The following is a 16,919-nucleotide window of genomic DNA, read 5'->3' on the forward strand; positions in this document are numbered from 1 at the left end:
GGGGGAAACGCATGAGCGAAGCAACAGCACTCTTTCCGTTGAAGTCCCTGCTGGTGCCCGGCTGCCATCTGGATCTGCAGATTTTCGAGGCGCGCTATCTGGATATGGTCAGCCGCTGCTTCCGTCAGCAGCAGGGCTTTGTCGTGGTCGGGCTGGAGTCTGGCTCGGAAGTGGGGTCGGGCAACCTGCGCTTTGGTGCGATCGGCTGCGAGGCGCGCATTATTGATTGGCAGCAGCGCGACAATGGCTTGCTGGGTATTCGTGTGCTGGGCGGACGCCGGGCTCGGCTGAGCGAGGTAGAGGTGGCCGAGGATGGGCTGGTGACCGCGCAGGCGCATTGGATCCCGGAACAGCTGGATGCGGCCCTGCTGGCTGATCACGACGAACTGCTCAGTTTGCACCAGGCGTTGCTGCAGCATCCGCTGGTACAGCGCCTGGATCTGCCGCCGGTTGAGGACAGTCAACAGCGCCTGGCCTGGCAACTGACCAGCCTTCTACCGCTGCCGCTGGAGCAGAAGAACCAGTTGCTCGCCATTGATCGGCCGGATGAGCGCTTGCAGCGCATTGGCGACTGGTTGCAGCAGGTGCAGGCCTGAGCGCTAATCGATAGCGTGCCGAATCAGTGGCTCACCACAGCAGCCAGGCGGCGACCAGATAGGGCCATAGCGCGATGGCCCAGCGGGCTGTGCGCGGCGGCCTTGGCAGCGGGCCAAAGCGCTCAATCAGCCAGCAGGCCAGCAGGCTGGCGCTGGCGGCGCACAACAGCGCACGCAGCAGTTCCAGCGGTTCCAGCGCCTGGTATTGCAACAGGTTACCCAGCAACAGGGCCAGGAACGGCAGTGGGTAGAGCAGCCAGCTGGCGCGCCACCAGAATGGCCGTTCCCGGTTGCAGATCACCAGCAGTGCGCCCAGCACCGCCAGCACCAGCGAGCTGGTGGCGGCGATCAGACTCAAGCCGATAATCCAGTCCAGCAGCAGCGCGAAGGCCAGGGTCAGCAGCAGCAGGCCGACGGCGCCCCACTGGCGCAGCAACAACAGTAGGGCGGCAATGGGCAGGGTAACCAGCAGCAGGCTGGGGTGCAGAAGGGCGAGTCGTTCACTCCGTGGCAACTGCAGGAACTGTCTGCTGCTGACCAGGGTGTCGCTGAAAATGGCCAGTGCACTCTGGTTGGCGCTGAGCACCAGCAGTGCCAGCAAACAGAGTGCGGCTGCAGCCAGAGCGCTCCAGCGCCGCTGCAGACGCAGCAGGTAGAGACTGCCACCGACCACAATCACTGCGCCCACCGCGATGCTCAGTGCCTGATTCCAGAACAGCGGCGGTACCGCCCAGCGCGCAGCTCGCCCGGCCGAGTAGCCCGGGATCAGGTAGGCCGGGGCCCAGACCAGCGCTGACAGCAGGTTGATGGCAACAAAGCGCCAGGCCGGCATGTCGAACATGCCGGCAACCAGCGGGATGATGGGGCGGATAGGACCGATGAAACGGCCCAGCACCACGCTCACCCAGCCGTAGCGCCGAAAAAAACGCTCGCCGCGGTCGATCCATTGCGGGTGACGGCGGAACAGGGACAGGCGGCGGATATCCTGGTGAAACCAGCGCCCCAGGGCAAAGCTGAGCAAATCACCAATGACCGCACCGCAGAACGCCCAGGCAATGGCTTCCAGCAGCGACATGTCGGCACTGGCGGCCAGTGCGGCGAAGGCGAACAGCAGGAACACGCCCGGCACGACCAGGCCGGCGACCGCCAGCGATTCGGTGAGCGACACCAGAAAGATTGCCACCCCGAGCCATTGCGTATGGGCGCCGAGCCACTGGGTCAGGTCGCTCAGCATGGGCGGCTCTCCTGTTGCGCCTGTTGTTGCGCGGTTTCCAGCTTCAGGTTGTGAAAGTGCTGGCCCTCAATCTGGCCGCGTCTGGCCGGGTTGCGCGTGCAGTGCCGGCTGTAGGCCGCGTCGACCCAGCGGTAGAACAGGTGTTCGTCGCGGCCGGTGGGGATGCCCAGGCGTGGGGCGCGCAGCACTTGGCTGGGTTGGTAGCCGTCGTCGTCGAGCAGCAGCTGGTCAGCGCTAAAGCGCCGCGCGTTCCAGTCAGGTACGCGGATCTGCAGCGAACGGCACAGCAGTGTTTGCCCGGCGCACAGCCGCTCTGGTGCGCGAACGCCGCCGCTGGCGCTGGGGTTGAGTGCTTGCATCTGCGCCAGGCTGTCGGCTGGGCTGAGCGTGTCGACCACCGGATAGCCGGACTTGAGCAGCACGCCGCAGCCTTCGCCCAGTGAGCTGCAGTTCATCGAGTCGCCGCCCCGGGCGTAGTACATGTAGATAGTGCCGGGCGCCATGAACAGGGCGCGCCGGGCCTCGGTGTAGCCGAGCGAGGCGTGGCTGCCGCGCTCCTCCAGCAGGTACGCCTCGGTCTCGATGATGCGCGCCGCCAGCCACTGGCCGTTCAGCCGGCGGCGAATCACCTTGCCCAGCAGGGCAACCGCCAACTGGCGGGCATCCTGCTGAAAGAAATGCTCTGGCAAGGGTGTTGGGGAGGGGATGCGGGTGCGGGTATCGGACATGGGCTCATGGTAGCAGGCGGTGGATGACACATTGAATTGCACAGCGACCGCAGGCGGCGCTGTCAAGCCATTGGTGACCCGGCTATAATGCCGCATTTGGTCAACCGGTGGCAGGAGATAGCATGAGTGCGGAACAGGTAGCGGTATACATGACGACGCTGGGGCAGCAGGCCCGTAAGGCCTCGCGCGTGATTGCCCGTGCCCCAACCGCCGTCAAAAATGCTGCCTTGCTGGCCACTGCCGAGGCGATCGAAGCGGCCACCGAGCAATTGGTTGCGGCTAACCAGCTGGACCTGCAGGCCGGCCGTGACAATGGTCTGGATGACGCCATGCTGGATCGTCTGGCGCTCACACCGGCCCGCCTGGCCGCCATGGTCGAGGGTTTGCGTCAGGTTGCATCCCTGGACGATCCGGTTGGTGCGCTGCGTGACATGAAGTTTCTGCCCTCTGGTATTCAGGTTGGCAAGATGCGGGTGCCGCTGGGCGTGATCGGCATTATCTATGAGTCCCGCCCGAACGTGACGGTCGAGGCGGCCAGTCTGTGCTTGAAGTCGGGCAATGCCTGCATCTTGCGTGGCGGCTCCGAGTCCATCCATTCCAACCGTGCGATTGCCGAGTGCCTGCGTCAGGGCCTGGCCGCTGCCGGTTTGCCGAATGACGTTGTGCAGGTGGTAGAAACCACTGATCGCGCGGCGGTTGGCGCGCTGATCACCATGCCCGACTACGTCGATGTGATCGTGCCGCGCGGCGGCAAGGGCCTGATCGAGCGCATCAGCCGTGAGGCTCGGGTGCCGGTCATCAAGCATCTGGACGGCATCTGTCACGTTTACGTGGATGACCGCGCCGATTTTGACAAGGCCGAAGCCATTGTCATCAACGCCAAGACCCACCGTTATGGTGTGTGCAACGCGATGGAAACCCTACTGGTCAACGAGGCCATTGCCGGGCCTTTCCTGCAACGCGTGGCGCCGTTGTATGCGGCCAAGGGCGTTGAGCTGCGTGGCTGCCCGGCCACCTGCGCACTGCTGCCTGACGCCGTTGCAGCAACAGAGGAAGACTGGTCGACCGAGTATCTGGCGCCGATCCTGTCGATCCGCGTGGTCGCCGATATGGATGCGGCCATCGAGCATATCAATACCTACAGCTCGCAGCACACCGATGCCATGGTGTCCGAGGATTACACCCGGGCTCGCCGCTTCATTGCCGAGGTGGACTCCAGTTCGGTGATGATCAATGCCTCGACCCGCTTTGCCGATGGTTTCGAGTATGGCCTGGGCGCGGAGATCGGTATCTCCACCGACAAGATTCATGCCCGTGGCCCGGTTGGTCTGGAAGGGCTTACCAGCGAGAAGTACGTGGTCTTTGGCGACGGTCATATTCGTCAGTGAGCCGTCGCTGATGCGCCGTGTTGGTCTGCTGGGCGGCACCTTTGACCCGATTCACTTCGGTCATCTGCGCAGTGCCGTGGAAGTCCGTGAGCAGTTGCAGCTGGATGAGCTGCGACTGATCCCAAGCGCCCGGCCACCCCATCGCGATCAGCCCGGCGCCAGCGCCGATGCGCGGTTGCGCATGGTGGAGTTGGCGGTAGGGCAGCAGGGTGACTTGCAGGTGGATGATCGGGAACTGCGGCGCGAACGCCCGTCGTACACCGTAGAAACCCTGGAAACCCTGCGCGCCGAGCTGGGCACGGAGGTTGCGCTGTTTATGGTGCTGGGCTGGGATGCCTTTTGCGGATTGCCGGGTTGGCACCGCTGGGAAGACCTGCTGCAACTGGCCAATCTGGTTGTGCTGCAGCGGCCCGATTACGACCTGGAAGTCCCCGAGGTACTTAAAGACCTGCTGGCCGCGCGTAGCGCAAGCCAGCCTGAGCGTAGCCATGGGCAGATCATTTGCCTGTCGCAGACGCCGTTGGCGATTTCCGCCACACATATTCGTGCGCTGGTTGCAGCGGGCGCGTCGCCGCGCTTTCTGTTGCCGGACGCGGTGCTTGACTATATTGACAACGAAGGGCTGTACCGGCCCTCAACCGAGGATTGAAAACCCCCATGCAGATTGAAGAACTGGTCCAGCTGGCCGTCGATGCCCTGGAAGAGCTCAAGGCCAAGGACATCGTCAAGATCGATGTTCGTGAGCACACCAGCGTGACCGACTACATGATCATCGCCAGTGGTACCTCCAACCGCCAGGTCAAGGCGCTGGCAGACAACGTGGTCGAGAAGGCCAAGGACGCCGGGCGCCAGCCGATGGGTGTCGAGGGCAAGGAGTCCGGCGAGTGGGTGCTGGTTGATCTGGCCGATGTGGTGGTCCACATCATGCAGCCGGCCACCCGTGAGTTCTACGACCTGGAGCGCCTCTGGCAGAGCGCCGAGTCGCGTCGCGCCGCTCAGCAGCAACCGACCGAGTAGGCCGGTTTGCGCATTCGCCTGATCAGTGTGGCGTCGCGCATGCCGCGCTGGGTCGAGCAGGGCTACCAGGAGTACGCCAAGCGTCTGCCGCCTGAGCTGCCGCTGGAGCTGGTGGAGATTCCCCTGACCACGCGTGGCAAGAACGCGGATGTCGCGCGCCTGATGCGGCGCGAAGGCGAGCAGATGCTGGCGGCTGTGCAGCCGGGGGAACGTATCGTTACCCTGGAGGTCAATGGTCGCGCCTGGTCTACCGAGACCCTTGCCGAGCAACTGGAGAGTTGGCGTCTGGATGCGCGCACCGTCAACCTGATGGTGGGCGGGCCGGAGGGGTTGCCGGACGAGGTGACGGCGCGCAGCGATCAGCGCTGGTCGCTGTCGCCATTGACGCTGCCGCACCCGCTGGTGCGCATCCTGCTCGCCGAGCAGCTGTATCGGGCCTGGACCATTCTCAATCGTCATCCCTATCACAAGTGATTCATGGCCAAGCCGATTCACCTGAAAGACCACAATATTGATGCCCGCATCGTGCAGCGCCGCCTGGCGCTGGCAGCGGTGTTTGTGGTCGCGCTGGTGGGCGCCCTGGTGGCGCGCATGTACTACCTGCAGGTGACCCAGTACGAGCATCACTCGACCCTGTCGGAAAATAACCGGGTTCACGTGCAGCCGATTCCGCCTACCCGTGGCCGTATTTACGACCGCAACGGCGTGGTACTCGCGGAGAACCGGCCCAGCTACAGTCTGACCATTACCCGTGACCGGGTTGAGGATCTGCCGGCTACCTTTGAGTTGCTGCGCTCGCTGCTGGCGCTCAATGACGAAGACCTGGCTCAGGCTGAGCGTCGTCTGTCTCAGGCGCGCCGCCCCTTCGAGTCGGTGCCGGTGATGTTCGAGCTGACCCAGGAACAGATCGCCCGTATCGCCATCAACCAGTTCCGCCTGCCCGGCGTTGAGGTGCAGGCGAGCTTTGTGCGCTACTACCCCTATGCGGACCACTTTGCCCATGCGCTGGGCTATGTGGGGCGCATTAACGAGCAGGAACTCAAGTCCATCGATCCGGTGGCCTACGCCGGCACCCACTACATCGGCAAGACCGGTATCGAGCGCTTTTACGAGCAGTTGCTGCACGGCACAGTCGGTTATGAAGAAGTGGAAACCAATGCCCGTGGTCGAGTGCTGCGGGTGCTCAAACGCACGGAGCCGATATCCGGCAGTGACCTGACCCTGGAGCTGGACGCCGAGCTGCAAGCGGTGGCCGAAGAAGCGCTGGGTGATCGGCGCGGCGCGGTGGTGGCGATTGACCCGAACACCGGCGGGGTGCTGGCCTTTGTCAGCAAGCCCGGTTTTGACCCCAACCTGTTTGTCACCGGTATCAGCTACGCCGACTACGGCGCGCTGCGCGATTCACTCGACCAGCCGCTGTTTAACCGCGTGCTGCGCGGTCAGTACCCGCCGGGGTCGACCATCAAGCCCATTGTTGCTCTGGCCGGTTTGGATGCTGGCGTGGTCACGCGCACCAGCCGGGTCTATGACCCGGGCTTCTACCAACTGCCGAATGTCAGCCACAAATACCGCAACTGGAACCGTGCCGGCGACGGCTGGGTGGACATGCCCTATGCCATCGCCCGTTCCAATGACACCTATTTTTATGATCTGGCACACAAGTTGGGCATCGACCGGCTGCACGACTTCATGAGCCAGTTCGGCATCGGTCAGCGGGTGTCCATCGACATGTACGAAGAGGCCGCCGGCCTGATGCCCTCACGCGACTGGAAGCGTGGTCGCTACCGTCAGCCCTGGTACCCGGGCGAGACGCTGATTGCCGGTATCGGCCAAGGCTATATGCTGGCGACGCCGCTGCAGCTGGCACAGGCCACTGCCTTGATCGCCAGTCGTGGTGTCTGGCATCGTCCGCGTCTGCTCAAAGAAGCAGAAGGCTTGCTGCCGGACGAGTCCGATACGCCGCCGAACATCCAGATTCGCAATGAAAGCGACTGGGACTTCATCACCCAGGCCATGCAGGACGTGATGCAGTCACCGCACGGTACTGCCCGTGCAGCGGCGGCCAACGCGCCTTACAACATGGCTGGCAAAAGTGGTACCGCGCAGGTGGTGGCGATTGCTCAGGGTGAGCGCTACGACTCGGCGGCGCTGCGCGAGCGGCACCGGGACCACGCCTTGTTTGTCGGTTTTGCGCCCACGGAAAAGCCGATGATCGCGGTGGCGGCGCTGGTCGAGAACGGCGAATCGGGTGGGCGTGTGGCCGGGCCGGTGGTTCGCGCTGTCTTTGATGCTTGGGTCTTGCCGCGCCTGCCGCAGGCGCCGGAAGAGGGCGCAGCCGAGCAGGAGGACGCACCATGAAGTCGATGCCGGTTTCGGGGCAGTCGTTGCGCAGCCGCGAGTCGCTGTGGACACGTATCCATGTTGACCCCTGGTTGCTGTTGCTGATCCTCGCGCTGGCTGCGGTCGATGCCTTCGTGCTGTATTCGGCCAGCGGCAAGAATCTGGGGATGGTCTATCGCCAGTTGGCGTACTTTGCCGTGGGTATCGCTGCGATGATCGTGGTGGCGCAGTTTCAGCCGCGTTTTATGGAGCGCTGGGTGCCTGTGGCCTATGTCGGTGGCGCTTTGCTGTTGGTGGCCGTGTTGGCGGTCGGTACCGAGGCCAAAGGCGCCCAGCGCTGGCTGACGATTCCGGGCGTGATGCGCTTTCAGCCGTCGGAGATCATGAAGCTGGTCATGCCCATGAGCGTGGCCTGGTATCTCGGGCGGCGCACGCTGCCGCCCAGTTTCAAGCACGTGGTCGGCTCGTTGGCGATTGTTATGGTGCCCACGGTGCTGATCCTCAAGCAGCCGGACCTGGGTACCTCTTTGCTGATTGCTGCCTCGGGCATCTTTGCCCTGCTGCTGGCCGGGCTGCGCTGGCGCTACATCATTGGCGCCTTGCTGGCGCTGGCGCCGGCGGCTGCGGCGATGTGGTTCTTTGTCATGCACGGCTATCAGAAGCAGCGGGTGCTGACCTTCCTTAATCCGGAGAGTGATCCGCTGGGCTCGGGCTGGAATATCATCCAGTCCAAGGCCGCTATCGGCTCGGGCGGGGTGTTCGGCAAGGGCTGGCTGCAGGGCACCCAATCGCACCTGGATTTCCTGCCGGAAGGGCACACGGATTTCATTATTGCTGTGCTCGCCGAGGAGTTCGGCATGGTCGGTGTTTGCCTGTTGCTGGGCATGTACCTGCTGGTGATCGCCCGTGGCATGGTGATCACGTTGCAAGCCCAGGATGCATTCTGCAAACTGCTTGCGGGCAGCATTACGCTGACCTTTTTTGTCTACGTATTCGTCAACATCGGCATGGTCAGTGGTCTGCTGCCGGTGGTGGGTGTGCCGCTGCCCTTTATCAGCTACGGGGGGACCTCGCTGGTGACCCTGTTGCTGGGCTTCGGCATTCTCATGTCAATCCAGACTCACAAGAAATGGATGGCACAAAGTTGATTGCATTTTCTCTGTTTCGCCGCGCCCGCGCGGTACTGGTTTGCCGTTCTGCGGCAGTGTTGCTGGGCGCCACCTGCGTGTTGCCGGCCCAGGCCCAGGATTACAGCCCCGAGCACCCGGGTGTGCCGGCCTTTATCGAGCAGATGCAGCGCGAGCACGGCTTCAGCGCCGAGCATGTGCAGGCACTGCTGGATCAGGCAGAGCATCAGGACAACATCATCAAGGCCATTTCGCGCCCGGCCGAGCGGGTCAAGCCCTGGCACGAATATCGCGCCATCTTTATTACCGACCAGCGTATCGAGCGCGGGCTGGCCTTTTGGGCTGAACACGCCGACACCCTGGCGCGGGCCGAGAAGGAGTACGGCGTAGAGCCTGAGGTGATCCTTGCCATTATCGGTGTCGAGACCTTCTACGGCCGCAACATGGGTTCGTATCGGGTGCTGGACGCGCTGGCGACGCTGGGTTTTGACTATCCGCCGCGCGCCGACTTTTTCCGCAAGCAGCTGATGAGCTACATGGTGCTGACCCGTGAGCAGCAGATCGATCCGCTTGAGCTCAAGGGCTCCTACGCCGGCGCCATGGGGTACGGTCAGTTTATTCCCTCCAGCTACCAGGCCTATGCGGTCGACTTCGACGGCGACGGCAAGGTGGATATCTGGAATAACCCGGTCGATGCCATCGGCAGTGTTGCCAATTACTTCCACCAGCATGGCTGGACCCACGGTGCCCAGGTGGCGATTGCTGCCAATGTGGAGGGTGACCGCGTCAAGGAAGGCGTCACTGAAACCCAGGGGCTTGAGGCCCGGCGTACCGTCACCGAGCTCAAGTCCCTTGGCTGGACGCCCGAGAGCGCATTGCCTGATGAGCAAGAGGTGATGGCATTCGAGTTTGATAACGGGGAACGAATGCAGTACTGGGTCGGTCTGAACAACCTGTACGTCATTACCCGCTACAACCGCAGCGTCATGTATGCCATGGTAGTGCACCAACTCGCAGATCTGTTACGTGAGGCCAGGCCCGAATGATGCTCACTGCCATGTCCCCGATGCGTTGCCTGCTGCTCAGCAGCCTGGCAGGCCTGCTCGTGGCCTGCTCTTCAGCGCCGCAAACCGGCGGCAGCGGTGGCGCTGCCAGTAGCCCGGCAGCCAGTTCGCCGCGCCCGCTGCATGACGGCCCGCCCAGCTATATGCAGGATGTGTCGCAGATTCCCGACGCCGTACCTACGCCGCACACCGGTGCCTACAAGGCGTCGCCCTATACCGTGCTTGGCCAGCGCTACCATCCGATGCAGGACGGGCGCAGTTATCGCGAGGAGGGGACGGCCTCCTGGTATGGCACCAAGTTTCATGGCCAGAACACCGCCAATGGCGAGCTGTATGACCTGTACGGCATGACCGCCGCGCACAAGACGCTGCCCCTGCCGAGCTATGTTGAGGTCACCAACCTGGAAAACGGCCGCAAGGTCATCGTGCGGGTGAATGACCGTGGCCCGTTCTACTCAGACCGCATCATCGACCTGTCCTTTGCTGCCGCCAAAAAGCTTGGTTATTCCGATCAGGGTACTGCCCACGTGCTGGTGCAGGGCATTGATCCGGTAGCCTGGCAACAACAGAACAACCCGAATTACCTGGTAACCCGTGAGGCTGTCAGTGAGGCGCCGGTGGCAGCAGCCCTGCCGCCAGAGCCGGTTGAAAACGTGCAGACCGGCCTCTATCTACAGGTCGGCGCCTTCTCCTCCAACCAGGCGGCCGAGGCCCTGCGCCAGCGCGTGCAGGGCGTAGTCGGCGGTACCGTCTGGGTCAGCCCGGTGCAGGTCGATACGCGTACCCTTCACCGTGTGCGGGTTGGGCCGCTGTCCAGCCAGGACGAGGCGCGACGCATGATCGAAACCCTGCGCGTAGCCAACCTGGGCACGCCCACGCTGGTTACCGTTAACTGATTAGCTGTACCTGAATAACAACGCACTTCACCACCAACTGTGAGCACCATGTTGAAAAAACTGATTTCGACCCTGCTGATTTCCTCTGCCGTTGTCCTGACCGGCGCAGCCCACGCGCAGAGCCCGGCCACACCGACGCTCAACGCGCCTTCTGCGGCTGCACCGATCGTGCCGTCGGCGCCGGATCTGGCGGCCACCAGCTACCTGCTGATCGACGCCAACAGCGGCGCGGTGCTGGTCGAGAACAACGCCGACAACCCGTTGCCGCCGGCCAGTCTGACCAAGATGATGACCAGCTATATCGTCAGCCAGGAGATCAAGCGCGGCCAGATCGGCGAGAACGATCAGGTGCTGGTCAGCGAAAAGGCCTGGCGTATGGGCGGCTCCAAGATGTTCATTCGTGTGGGTAACCAGGTGCCGGTCATCGACCTGCTGCGCGGCGTCATTATCCAGTCCGGTAACGACGCCAGTATTGCCCTGGCCGAACACGTCGCCGGCAGTGAAGATGCTTTTGCCGACCTGATGAATGCGCAGGCCCAGCGTCTGGGCATGACCAACAGCCATTTCGTTAACGCCACCGGTTGGCCGGCTGAAGACCATTACGCCTCGGCTCGCGATCTGGCCACCCTGGCGCAGGCGATCATCCGTGATGACCCCAAATCCCATTACGCCATTTACGGCGAAAAGGAATTTGTCTGGAACGAGATCCGCCAGCCCAACCGTAACCTGATGCTCTGGCGTGACAGCACGGTGGACGGCCTGAAAACCGGCCATACCGAAGAAGCCGGTTACTGCCTGGTGGCCTCGGCCAAGCGCGATGACATGCGTCTGATCTCGGTGGTCATGGGCACGACCAGCGAAGCTGCGCGTGCCGCTGAAACCCAGAAGCTGCTGACCTGGGGCTTCCGCTTCTTCGAAACCAAGACCTTCTACCAGCCGGGTCAGGTGCTGGCTGAAGAGTCTGTCTGGAAAGGTGAGCAGGACAAGGTTGAACTTGGCCTGCAAGATGGTCTGATGCTGACGCTGCCCAAGGGCCAAGCCGACAAGCTTGAGGCCGGTATTACCTTGAACAAGCCGATCCTCGCGCCGATCCAGGTCGGCGATGTACTGGGTGAGGTAGAAGTTAAGCTGGGTGACGAGGTTGTTCACAAGGCGCCGCTGGTCGCCCTGTCGGCTGTCGAAGAGGCAGGCTTGCTGGGTCGTCTGTGGGACAGCATCCGCCTGTTCTTCTATGGCCTGTTTGATTGAGGAGAACGTCCATGGCTGATGTAAACGAGCCGCAAGCTCCGAAAATCGAGTTTCCCTGCCAGTACCCGATCAAAGTGATTGGCACCGCGGGCGACGACTTTGCCGAGGTTATCTGTGAGGTGGTGGAAAGGCACGCCCCCGGCATCGACACCACGACTATCGATGTAAAGGACAGCAAGAACGGGCGTTTTTTGTCCCTGCGCCTGGTCATCACCGCGACCGGGCAGGCGCAGCTTGAAGCGCTGCATCGTGACCTGAAGGCAACCGGCCGCGTGCACATGGTGCTTTGATGGCAGCGTCTCCGGAGCTGGTGATTCGCCACCTCGGGCTGGTGGATTACCAGCCCACCCTGGAGGCCATGCGGCGTCTGACCGAAGAACGTGGCCCCGATACCCCCGATGAAATATGGCTGCTGCAGCACCCCCGGGTCTTCACCCAGGGGCAGGCCGGCAAGGCCGAGCACGTGCTGGCGCCGGGCGATATTCCGGTCATCAAGGTCGAGCGTGGTGGGCAGGTGACCTATCACGGTCCGGGCCAGCTGGTGGGCTACCTGATGCTGGACTTGCGTCGCAAGAATTTGGGTGTACGTGAGCTGGTGACAGCGATGGAGCAGAGCCTGGTTGATCTGCTCGCGCTCTACGGCGTGGACGCGGCGCCCAAGGCTGATGCCCCCGGCGTGTATGTTGGCGCCGACAAGATCGCCTCGCTGGGCCTGAGGGTCCGCCGCGGCTGCTCATTTCATGGGCTGGCGCTGAATCTGGATATGGATCTGGAGCCGTTTCGGCGCATCAACCCCTGCGGCTACGCGGGCCTGCGCATGACGCAGCTGAGTGAGCACGTGAGTGAGCCGGTTGATGTGGCGCAGGTAGAGCAGCAGCTGGCGTCAGTGCTGCGCAAGCGTCTGGGGTACGACGCAGCGTAAAGCAGGGCGGGCGCGCCAGCGTGGCTGCGCGCCCGAATCTGCTGTGCGGTTTAGCTGAGGTTGAGCGTCGGAATCAGACTGGCGTCAACCGCCTGGCCCGGTACCGGTGCCGGTGCTGCCAGGCCCAGATTGTTCTTCTCAAATACCCGGTCGGCGCGATAGCTGGACCGTACCAGCGGGCCCGCCGCCACTTCCATAAAGCCCATCTCCAGCCCCACTTCGCGGTAGCGGTTGAACTCTTCCGGGCTGACCCAGCGCTGTACTGACAGGTGGTTGCGGGTGGGCTGCAGGTATTGGCCAAGGGTGACGATGTCGACGCCGATCTCACGTAGCTCCCTGAAAGTCTCAAGGATCTCGTCGTCGGTTTCACCCAGGCCGACCATCAGGCTGGTCTTGGTCAGCACCTCGGGGCGGTGCTTCTTGGCGTGGGCCAGCACGTCCAGTGTCTTGCGGTAGCCGGCGCGCGGGTCGCGTACTTCATGGGTCAGGCGCTCGACGGTCTCGACGTTCTGGGCAAAGACTTCAAGGCCGGAATCGACTACCGCCTCAATGGCGCTCAGCTCGCCGTCAAAATCAGGGGTCAGGGCTTCTACCACCACTTGCGGGGTACGCGCTTTAATCGCGCGGACGCAGGCTGCGTAGTGCGCCGCACCACCATCATCCAGATCATCACGGTCAACCGAGGTGAGTACGATGTAGCGCAGGGCCATCAGCTCGACCGATTTTGCGGTGTTTTCCGGCTCTTCCTTGTCCAACCAGCCGTTCGGGTTACCGGTATCTACCGCGCAGAAGCGGCAGGCGCGGGTGCAGACCGAGCCCATCAGCATGATGGTGGCGGTGCCGTTGGACCAGCACTCGCCCATGTTGGGGCAATGGGATTCCTGGCAGACGGTGCTCAGACGGTGTTCGCTGACGTTGCGCTTGACCGCCTCAAAGCGGTCTCCGCCGGGTGCCTTGACGCGCAGCCACTTGGGTTTGGGGCTGAATACCTGAGGCTCGGCGTTGTTACGGCGCTTCTGGCCGTCCTTGATGGCGGCAATGCCTTGGGCGTTACGGAACTTCTCGCCGCTGGCAACAGATTTCTGCGAACTGTCGGACATGGGGGGTAGGACTCCTGGTAGGGCTCCACGGGGTGCCGGTCGGCACGGGCGGCTTTTGGCCGTCGCGAAGTTTACCACAGCGTGCGGCCCTGCGGGACCTGCAGAGCAGGGCAGGGCCGGTCTGGAACGCTACTGTTTGCGCAGTTGCTCAAGCAGTGCGGCAGAAGCGTAGCCGTCAGCCGGTACGCCTTGCTGCTGCTGGAAGCGGCGGATGGCGTTGCGGGTGTTGGCGCCGATAATGCCGTCGATGCCGCCCGGCTCAAGGCCGCGCTGGGTCAGCAGCTGCTGCAGCTCCAGACGCTCGCTGCGTGACAGCGGACGGTCTGCGGTCGGCCAGTCACCCTGGATCTGGCCACCACCCTGAAAACGGTCGGACAGCAGGCCGATCGCCAGCGCGTAGCTTGACGAGTTGTTGTAGCGCATGATGGTGCTGAAGTTGTGCTGCAGCAGGAACGCTGGCCCCTTGTGCCCGGCAGGCAGCAGCAGGGCTGCGCGCTGATCGGCCATGTTGCCGGCAAAGCTGTCCTGATTGGTCGGACGTACGCCCAGTGCCTGCCACTCGGCGACGGATTTCTTCACGCCAGGGTCGGCCAGCGCGTAGTCAAAGTTGGCAGGCAGGCGCACTTCCTGCCCCCAGCGCTGCCCGCTGTGCCAGCCGGAGGCCTTGAGGTAGTTGGCGGCCGAGGCGAGTGCGTCAGCGGGCGAATTCCAGATATCCCGTCGGCCGTTGCCGTCAAAGTCCACCGCGAACTGGTTGTAGGTGGTGGGGATAAACTGCGTCTGCCCCATGGCGCCGGCCCAGGAGCCAAGCATGCCGTTGGGTTCAATGTCACGGTGCTGCAGGATATCCAGCGCGGCCAGCAACTGGTCGTGCGCAAAGCCGGGGCGGCGGCCCTCGTGGGCCAGTGTGGCCAGCGAGCGAATCACCTGCCGGCTGCCCATGTTCTGACCGTAGTTGCTCTCCAGTCCCCAGATAGCGGCCAGGATGTGGCGGTCGACACCGTAGCGCTGCTCGATGGCATCCAGAGTCTCTTCCTGTGCGCTCAGGCGGCTGCGCCCGGTCGCTACGCGCTGGTTTGACAGGGCGCTGTCCAGGTAGGCCCAGACCGGGCGCGAAAATTCGGGTTGGCTGCGATCGGCCTTGATAACGTCCGCATCGGGGGTGACGCCGTCGAATGCACGATCAAACAGGCTGGCATCAATGCCCTTGTCCAGCGCTTCCTGGCGAAAGGCGTCACGCCATTGGTTGAAAGTCTGCGCTTGTGGTGCGGCGGCTGCACTTATTTGTGCGGGAGCGGGCTGGGCCGGGGCGGTCGTGGGGGTGTCAGCGCAGGCGCCGAGGCTGATCAGGCTGAGTGAGGCGAGCAGGTGCAGTTGGGCCTTGCGGCGTGCGGGTGTGGGCATGCAGATTCCCTGAGGTCTTGTCTGTTCTGTCGGGCGCTGCGTAAGCCCCGTGCTTGAGCGGTTTGAAATCCAAGTGCGGCAAAGGTTCCGGCAGCAAACCATGACAATGACAGGTGCAGCCTTGCTCGGCAAGGCCCGCAAATGGCTTCATCCGGCCATTTGTGCTAGAGTTCGCGGCCTCTAACGGACCCTCGCCCGGAATGCCCATGCTGCAGCAAAACGGCGTTACGCCACCGTAGACCTTTGCCCTTCGCCCAGCCCTGCACGGCTGGTGCAGTGCACGCGTGCGCACCCTCTTTGCATACCTTGCTTATGCTTTGTTTTCTTTGTTTCTGTACAGGCAACACACCCTATGAATCTGATTGAAACCGTCCGCCGCGAGTGGTTCTCCAACGTGCGCGGTGATCTGCTGTCGGGCCTGGTCGTTGCGCTGGCCCTGATTCCGGAAGCGATTGCCTTCTCCATCATTGCCGGCGTAGATCCCAAGGTCGGGTTGTACGCCTCGTTCTGTATCGCGGTTGTGATTGCCTTTACCGGCGGCCGCCCCGGGATGATCTCGGCCGCTACCGGTGCCATGGCGCTGCTGATGGTGACGCTGGTGCGTGAGCATGGCCTGCAGTACCTGCTCGCCGCCTCACTGCTGTGCGGTGTATTGCAGATTGGCGCCGGTTACCTGCGGCTGGGGTCGTTGATGCGCTTTGTCTCGCGCTCGGTGGTGATTGGTTTCGTAAACGCGCTGGCCATTCTGATCTTCATGGCGCAACTGCCCGAGCTGACTGGCGTGACCTGGCATGTCTATGCCATGACCGCGGCGGGGCTGGGCATTATCTATCTGTTCCCGCTGCTGCCCTGGGTCGGCAAGGTGATTCCCTCGCCGCTGGTATGCATCCTGCTGCTGACGGCGGTAGCAATTTATCTGGGGCTGGATATCCGTACCGTGGCCGACATGGGCGAGTTGCCCGACACGCTGCCGGTTTTCCTCTGGCCGGATGTGCCGCTGAACCTGGAAACGCTGAAGATTATTCTGCCGTACTCGGCGGCGATGGCCGTGGTCGGGCTGCTCGAATCAATGATGACGGCTACCATCGTTGACGATCTGACTGACACCAGCAGTGACAAGAACCGTGAGTGCAAGGGGCAGGGCGTGGCCAACATTGCCTCCAGCCTGATCGGCGGCATGGCAGGCTGCGCGATGATCGGCCAGTCGGTGATCAACGTGAAATCCGGCGGTCGTACCCGCCTGTCCTGTTTTGTTGCCGGCGCCGTGCTGCTGGTGCTGGTGGTGTTTGCCAGCGACTGGGTAGGGCAGATCCCGATGGCTGCGCTGGTCGCGGTGATGATCATGGTGTCCATCGGTACCTTCAGCTGGGATTCGATCATCAACCTGAGCCGCTATCCGCTGTCGACCAACCTGGTGATGCTGGCGACCGTGGCGGTTGTTGTAGCGACCCATAACCTGGCCTACGGCGTGTTCGTCGGGGTGCTGCTGGCGGCGATGTTCTTTGCCAACAAGATTGGCCACTACCTGCACATTGGCAGCGAGTTGAACGCCCACGGCAGCGAGCGTCGCTATCAGGTGGTGGGGCAGATCTTCTTCAGCTCAGCTGACAAGTTTGTTGCCAGCTTTGATTTCAAGGAAGCCCTTGATAGGGTGGTCATTGACCTGAGCAAGGCGCATCTTTGGGATATTACGGCGGTTGGTGCTTTGGACAAGGTGGTTATCAAGTTCCGTCGTGAGGGTACCTCAGTGAGCCTGATCGGTTTGAACGAGGCCAGCGCTACCATCGTTGATCGCTTCGGCGAGCATGATAAGCCGGATGCAGTAGACCACCTTGGCGGTCACTGATTGTAACTG

General features: G+C 62.8%; 17 protein-coding genes. 13 read left to right on the forward strand and 4 right to left on the reverse strand.

Going from position 1 to position 16,919, the window contains the following annotated elements; genetic code table 11:
• The first annotated feature begins 11 nt into the window (after positions 1-11).
• Positions 12-596, forward strand: coding sequence for an LON peptidase substrate-binding domain-containing protein (locus BM116_RS03935; RefSeq protein WP_083723721.1), 585 nt, complete (start codon positions 12-14; stop codon positions 594-596).
• Between the two features lie 31 nt (positions 597-627).
• Here BM116_RS03935 and BM116_RS03940 read toward each other — a convergent pair whose 3' ends face one another.
• Together BM116_RS03940 and BM116_RS03945 are read right to left on the reverse strand one after the other, a co-directional pair.
• On the reverse strand, positions 628-1,830 hold the full coding sequence (locus BM116_RS03940) for a DedA family protein (RefSeq protein ID WP_083723719.1): 1,203 nt from the start codon (positions 1,828-1,830) through the stop codon (positions 628-630).
• Entirely contained in the window at positions 1,824-2,558 is a 735-nt protein-coding gene (locus tag BM116_RS03945) for a DNA-3-methyladenine glycosylase (protein ID WP_083723717.1), read from the reverse strand. The genes BM116_RS03940 and BM116_RS03945 overlap by 7 nt, the downstream gene beginning before the upstream one ends.
• A 122-nt stretch (positions 2,559-2,680) precedes the next feature.
• Here BM116_RS03945 and BM116_RS03950 point away from each other — a divergent pair, with 122 nt between their 5' ends.
• Genes BM116_RS03950 through lipB form a run of 11 tightly spaced genes read left to right on the forward strand, consistent with a single transcriptional unit; the run spans position 2,681 to position 12,560 of the window.
• The gene (locus BM116_RS03950) at positions 2,681-3,946 is read left to right on the forward strand and encodes a glutamate-5-semialdehyde dehydrogenase (RefSeq protein WP_235846689.1); all 1,266 of its coding nucleotides are present in this window, start codon (positions 2,681-2,683) and stop codon (positions 3,944-3,946) included.
• 10 nt (positions 3,947-3,956) lie between these two features.
• A complete protein-coding gene (nadD, locus tag BM116_RS03955) occupies positions 3,957-4,595 on the forward strand; it encodes a nicotinate-nucleotide adenylyltransferase (RefSeq protein WP_083723715.1) in 639 nt (212 codons plus the stop codon).
• A gap of 8 nt (positions 4,596-4,603) precedes the next feature.
• Positions 4,604-4,963: a ribosome silencing factor gene (gene rsfS / locus BM116_RS03960; protein WP_083723713.1), complete on the forward strand. Its 360-nt coding sequence runs from the start codon at positions 4,604-4,606 to the stop codon at positions 4,961-4,963.
• A 6-nt stretch (positions 4,964-4,969) separates the two neighbouring features.
• Entirely contained in the window at positions 4,970-5,437 is a 468-nt protein-coding gene (rlmH, locus tag BM116_RS03965; RefSeq protein ID WP_083723711.1) for a 23S rRNA (pseudouridine(1915)-N(3))-methyltransferase RlmH, read from the forward strand.
• Positions 5,438-5,440: 3 nt separating this feature from the next.
• A complete protein-coding gene (gene mrdA, locus BM116_RS03970; protein ID WP_083723709.1) occupies positions 5,441-7,321 on the forward strand; it encodes a penicillin-binding protein 2 in 1,881 nt (626 codons plus the stop codon).
• Positions 7,318-8,451, forward strand: a complete 1,134-nt coding sequence (gene rodA, locus BM116_RS03975; RefSeq protein WP_083723707.1) for a rod shape-determining protein RodA — start codon at positions 7,318-7,320, stop codon at positions 8,449-8,451. The genes mrdA and rodA overlap by 4 nt, the downstream gene beginning before the upstream one ends.
• Positions 8,451-9,476: a lytic murein transglycosylase B gene (mltB, locus tag BM116_RS03980; protein WP_407920299.1), complete on the forward strand. Its 1,026-nt coding sequence runs from the start codon at positions 8,451-8,453 to the stop codon at positions 9,474-9,476. The genes rodA and mltB overlap by 1 nt, the downstream gene beginning before the upstream one ends.
• 11 nt (positions 9,477-9,487) lie before the next feature.
• Entirely contained in the window at positions 9,488-10,390 is a 903-nt protein-coding gene (locus tag BM116_RS03985; protein WP_090475016.1) for a septal ring lytic transglycosylase RlpA family protein, read from the forward strand.
• Between the two features lie 48 nt (positions 10,391-10,438).
• Positions 10,439-11,638 carry a D-alanyl-D-alanine carboxypeptidase family protein gene (locus tag BM116_RS03990; protein WP_083723701.1) on the forward strand — a complete coding sequence of 400 codons (1,200 nt, stop codon included), beginning with the start codon at positions 10,439-10,441 and terminating at the stop codon, positions 11,636-11,638.
• Between the two features lie 11 nt (positions 11,639-11,649).
• Positions 11,650-11,928 (forward strand): HP0495 family protein, encoded by a 279-nt coding sequence (locus tag BM116_RS03995; RefSeq protein WP_083723699.1) that lies wholly within the window; start codon positions 11,650-11,652, stop codon positions 11,926-11,928.
• The gene (gene lipB / locus BM116_RS04000) at positions 11,928-12,560 is read left to right on the forward strand and encodes a lipoyl(octanoyl) transferase LipB (RefSeq protein ID WP_083723697.1); all 633 of its coding nucleotides are present in this window, start codon (positions 11,928-11,930) and stop codon (positions 12,558-12,560) included. Before BM116_RS03995 ends, lipB begins: the two co-directional genes overlap by 1 nt.
• A gap of 50 nt (positions 12,561-12,610) precedes the next feature.
• Here the strand turns inward: lipB and lipA are convergent, their stop codons facing one another.
• Positions 12,611-13,660: a lipoyl synthase gene (gene lipA / locus BM116_RS04005; protein ID WP_083723695.1), complete on the reverse strand. Its 1,050-nt coding sequence runs from the start codon at positions 13,658-13,660 to the stop codon at positions 12,611-12,613.
• Between the two features lie 129 nt (positions 13,661-13,789).
• On the reverse strand, positions 13,790-15,064 hold the full coding sequence (locus BM116_RS04010) for a lytic murein transglycosylase (protein ID WP_083723693.1): 1,275 nt from the start codon (positions 15,062-15,064) through the stop codon (positions 13,790-13,792).
• A 352-nt stretch (positions 15,065-15,416) separates the two neighbouring features.
• On the opposite strand from BM116_RS04010, the gene BM116_RS04015 reads away from it, so the two are divergent.
• Positions 15,417-16,910, forward strand: coding sequence for a SulP family inorganic anion transporter (locus BM116_RS04015; protein WP_407920297.1), 1,494 nt, complete (start codon positions 15,417-15,419; stop codon positions 16,908-16,910).
• The last annotated feature ends 9 nt before the right edge of the window (positions 16,911-16,919 follow it).

It is taken from the genome of Halopseudomonas pachastrellae (assembly GCF_900114765.1).
Classification (GTDB): Bacteria; Pseudomonadota; Gammaproteobacteria; order Pseudomonadales; family Pseudomonadaceae; genus Halopseudomonas; species Halopseudomonas pachastrellae.

What these genes read in the sequence shown, in the direction of transcription:
- mrdA (WP_083723709.1), top strand. Translation starts at nt 5,441, where the DNA reads ATGGCCAAGCCGATTCACCTGAAAGACCACAATATTGATGCCCGCATC.
- BM116_RS04015 (WP_407920297.1), top strand. Translation starts at nt 15,417, where the DNA reads ATGAATCTGATTGAAACCGTCCGCCGCGAGTGGTTCTCCAACGTGCGC.
- BM116_RS03950 (WP_235846689.1), top strand. Translation starts at nt 2,681, where the DNA reads ATGAGTGCGGAACAGGTAGCGGTATACATGACGACGCTGGGGCAGCAG.
- lipB (WP_083723697.1), top strand. Translation starts at nt 11,928, where the DNA reads ATGGCAGCGTCTCCGGAGCTGGTGATTCGCCACCTCGGGCTGGTGGAT.
- nadD (WP_083723715.1), top strand. Translation starts at nt 3,957, where the DNA reads ATGCGCCGTGTTGGTCTGCTGGGCGGCACCTTTGACCCGATTCACTTC.
- BM116_RS03945 (WP_083723717.1), bottom strand. Translation starts at nt 2,558, where the DNA reads ATGTCCGATACCCGCACCCGCATCCCCTCCCCAACACCCTTGCCAGAG.
- lipA (WP_083723695.1), bottom strand. Translation starts at nt 13,660, where the DNA reads ATGTCCGACAGTTCGCAGAAATCTGTTGCCAGCGGCGAGAAGTTCCGT.
- BM116_RS04010 (WP_083723693.1), bottom strand. Translation starts at nt 15,064, where the DNA reads ATGCCCACACCCGCACGCCGCAAGGCCCAACTGCACCTGCTCGCCTCA.
- rodA (WP_083723707.1), top strand. Translation starts at nt 7,318, where the DNA reads ATGAAGTCGATGCCGGTTTCGGGGCAGTCGTTGCGCAGCCGCGAGTCG.
- BM116_RS03990 (WP_083723701.1), top strand. Translation starts at nt 10,439, where the DNA reads ATGTTGAAAAAACTGATTTCGACCCTGCTGATTTCCTCTGCCGTTGTC.
- rsfS (WP_083723713.1), top strand. Translation starts at nt 4,604, where the DNA reads ATGCAGATTGAAGAACTGGTCCAGCTGGCCGTCGATGCCCTGGAAGAG.
- BM116_RS03985 (WP_090475016.1), top strand. Translation starts at nt 9,488, where the DNA reads ATGTCCCCGATGCGTTGCCTGCTGCTCAGCAGCCTGGCAGGCCTGCTC.
- BM116_RS03995 (WP_083723699.1), top strand. Translation starts at nt 11,650, where the DNA reads ATGGCTGATGTAAACGAGCCGCAAGCTCCGAAAATCGAGTTTCCCTGC.
- BM116_RS03940 (WP_083723719.1), bottom strand. Translation starts at nt 1,830, where the DNA reads ATGCTGAGCGACCTGACCCAGTGGCTCGGCGCCCATACGCAATGGCTC.
- BM116_RS03935 (WP_083723721.1), top strand. Translation starts at nt 12, where the DNA reads ATGAGCGAAGCAACAGCACTCTTTCCGTTGAAGTCCCTGCTGGTGCCC.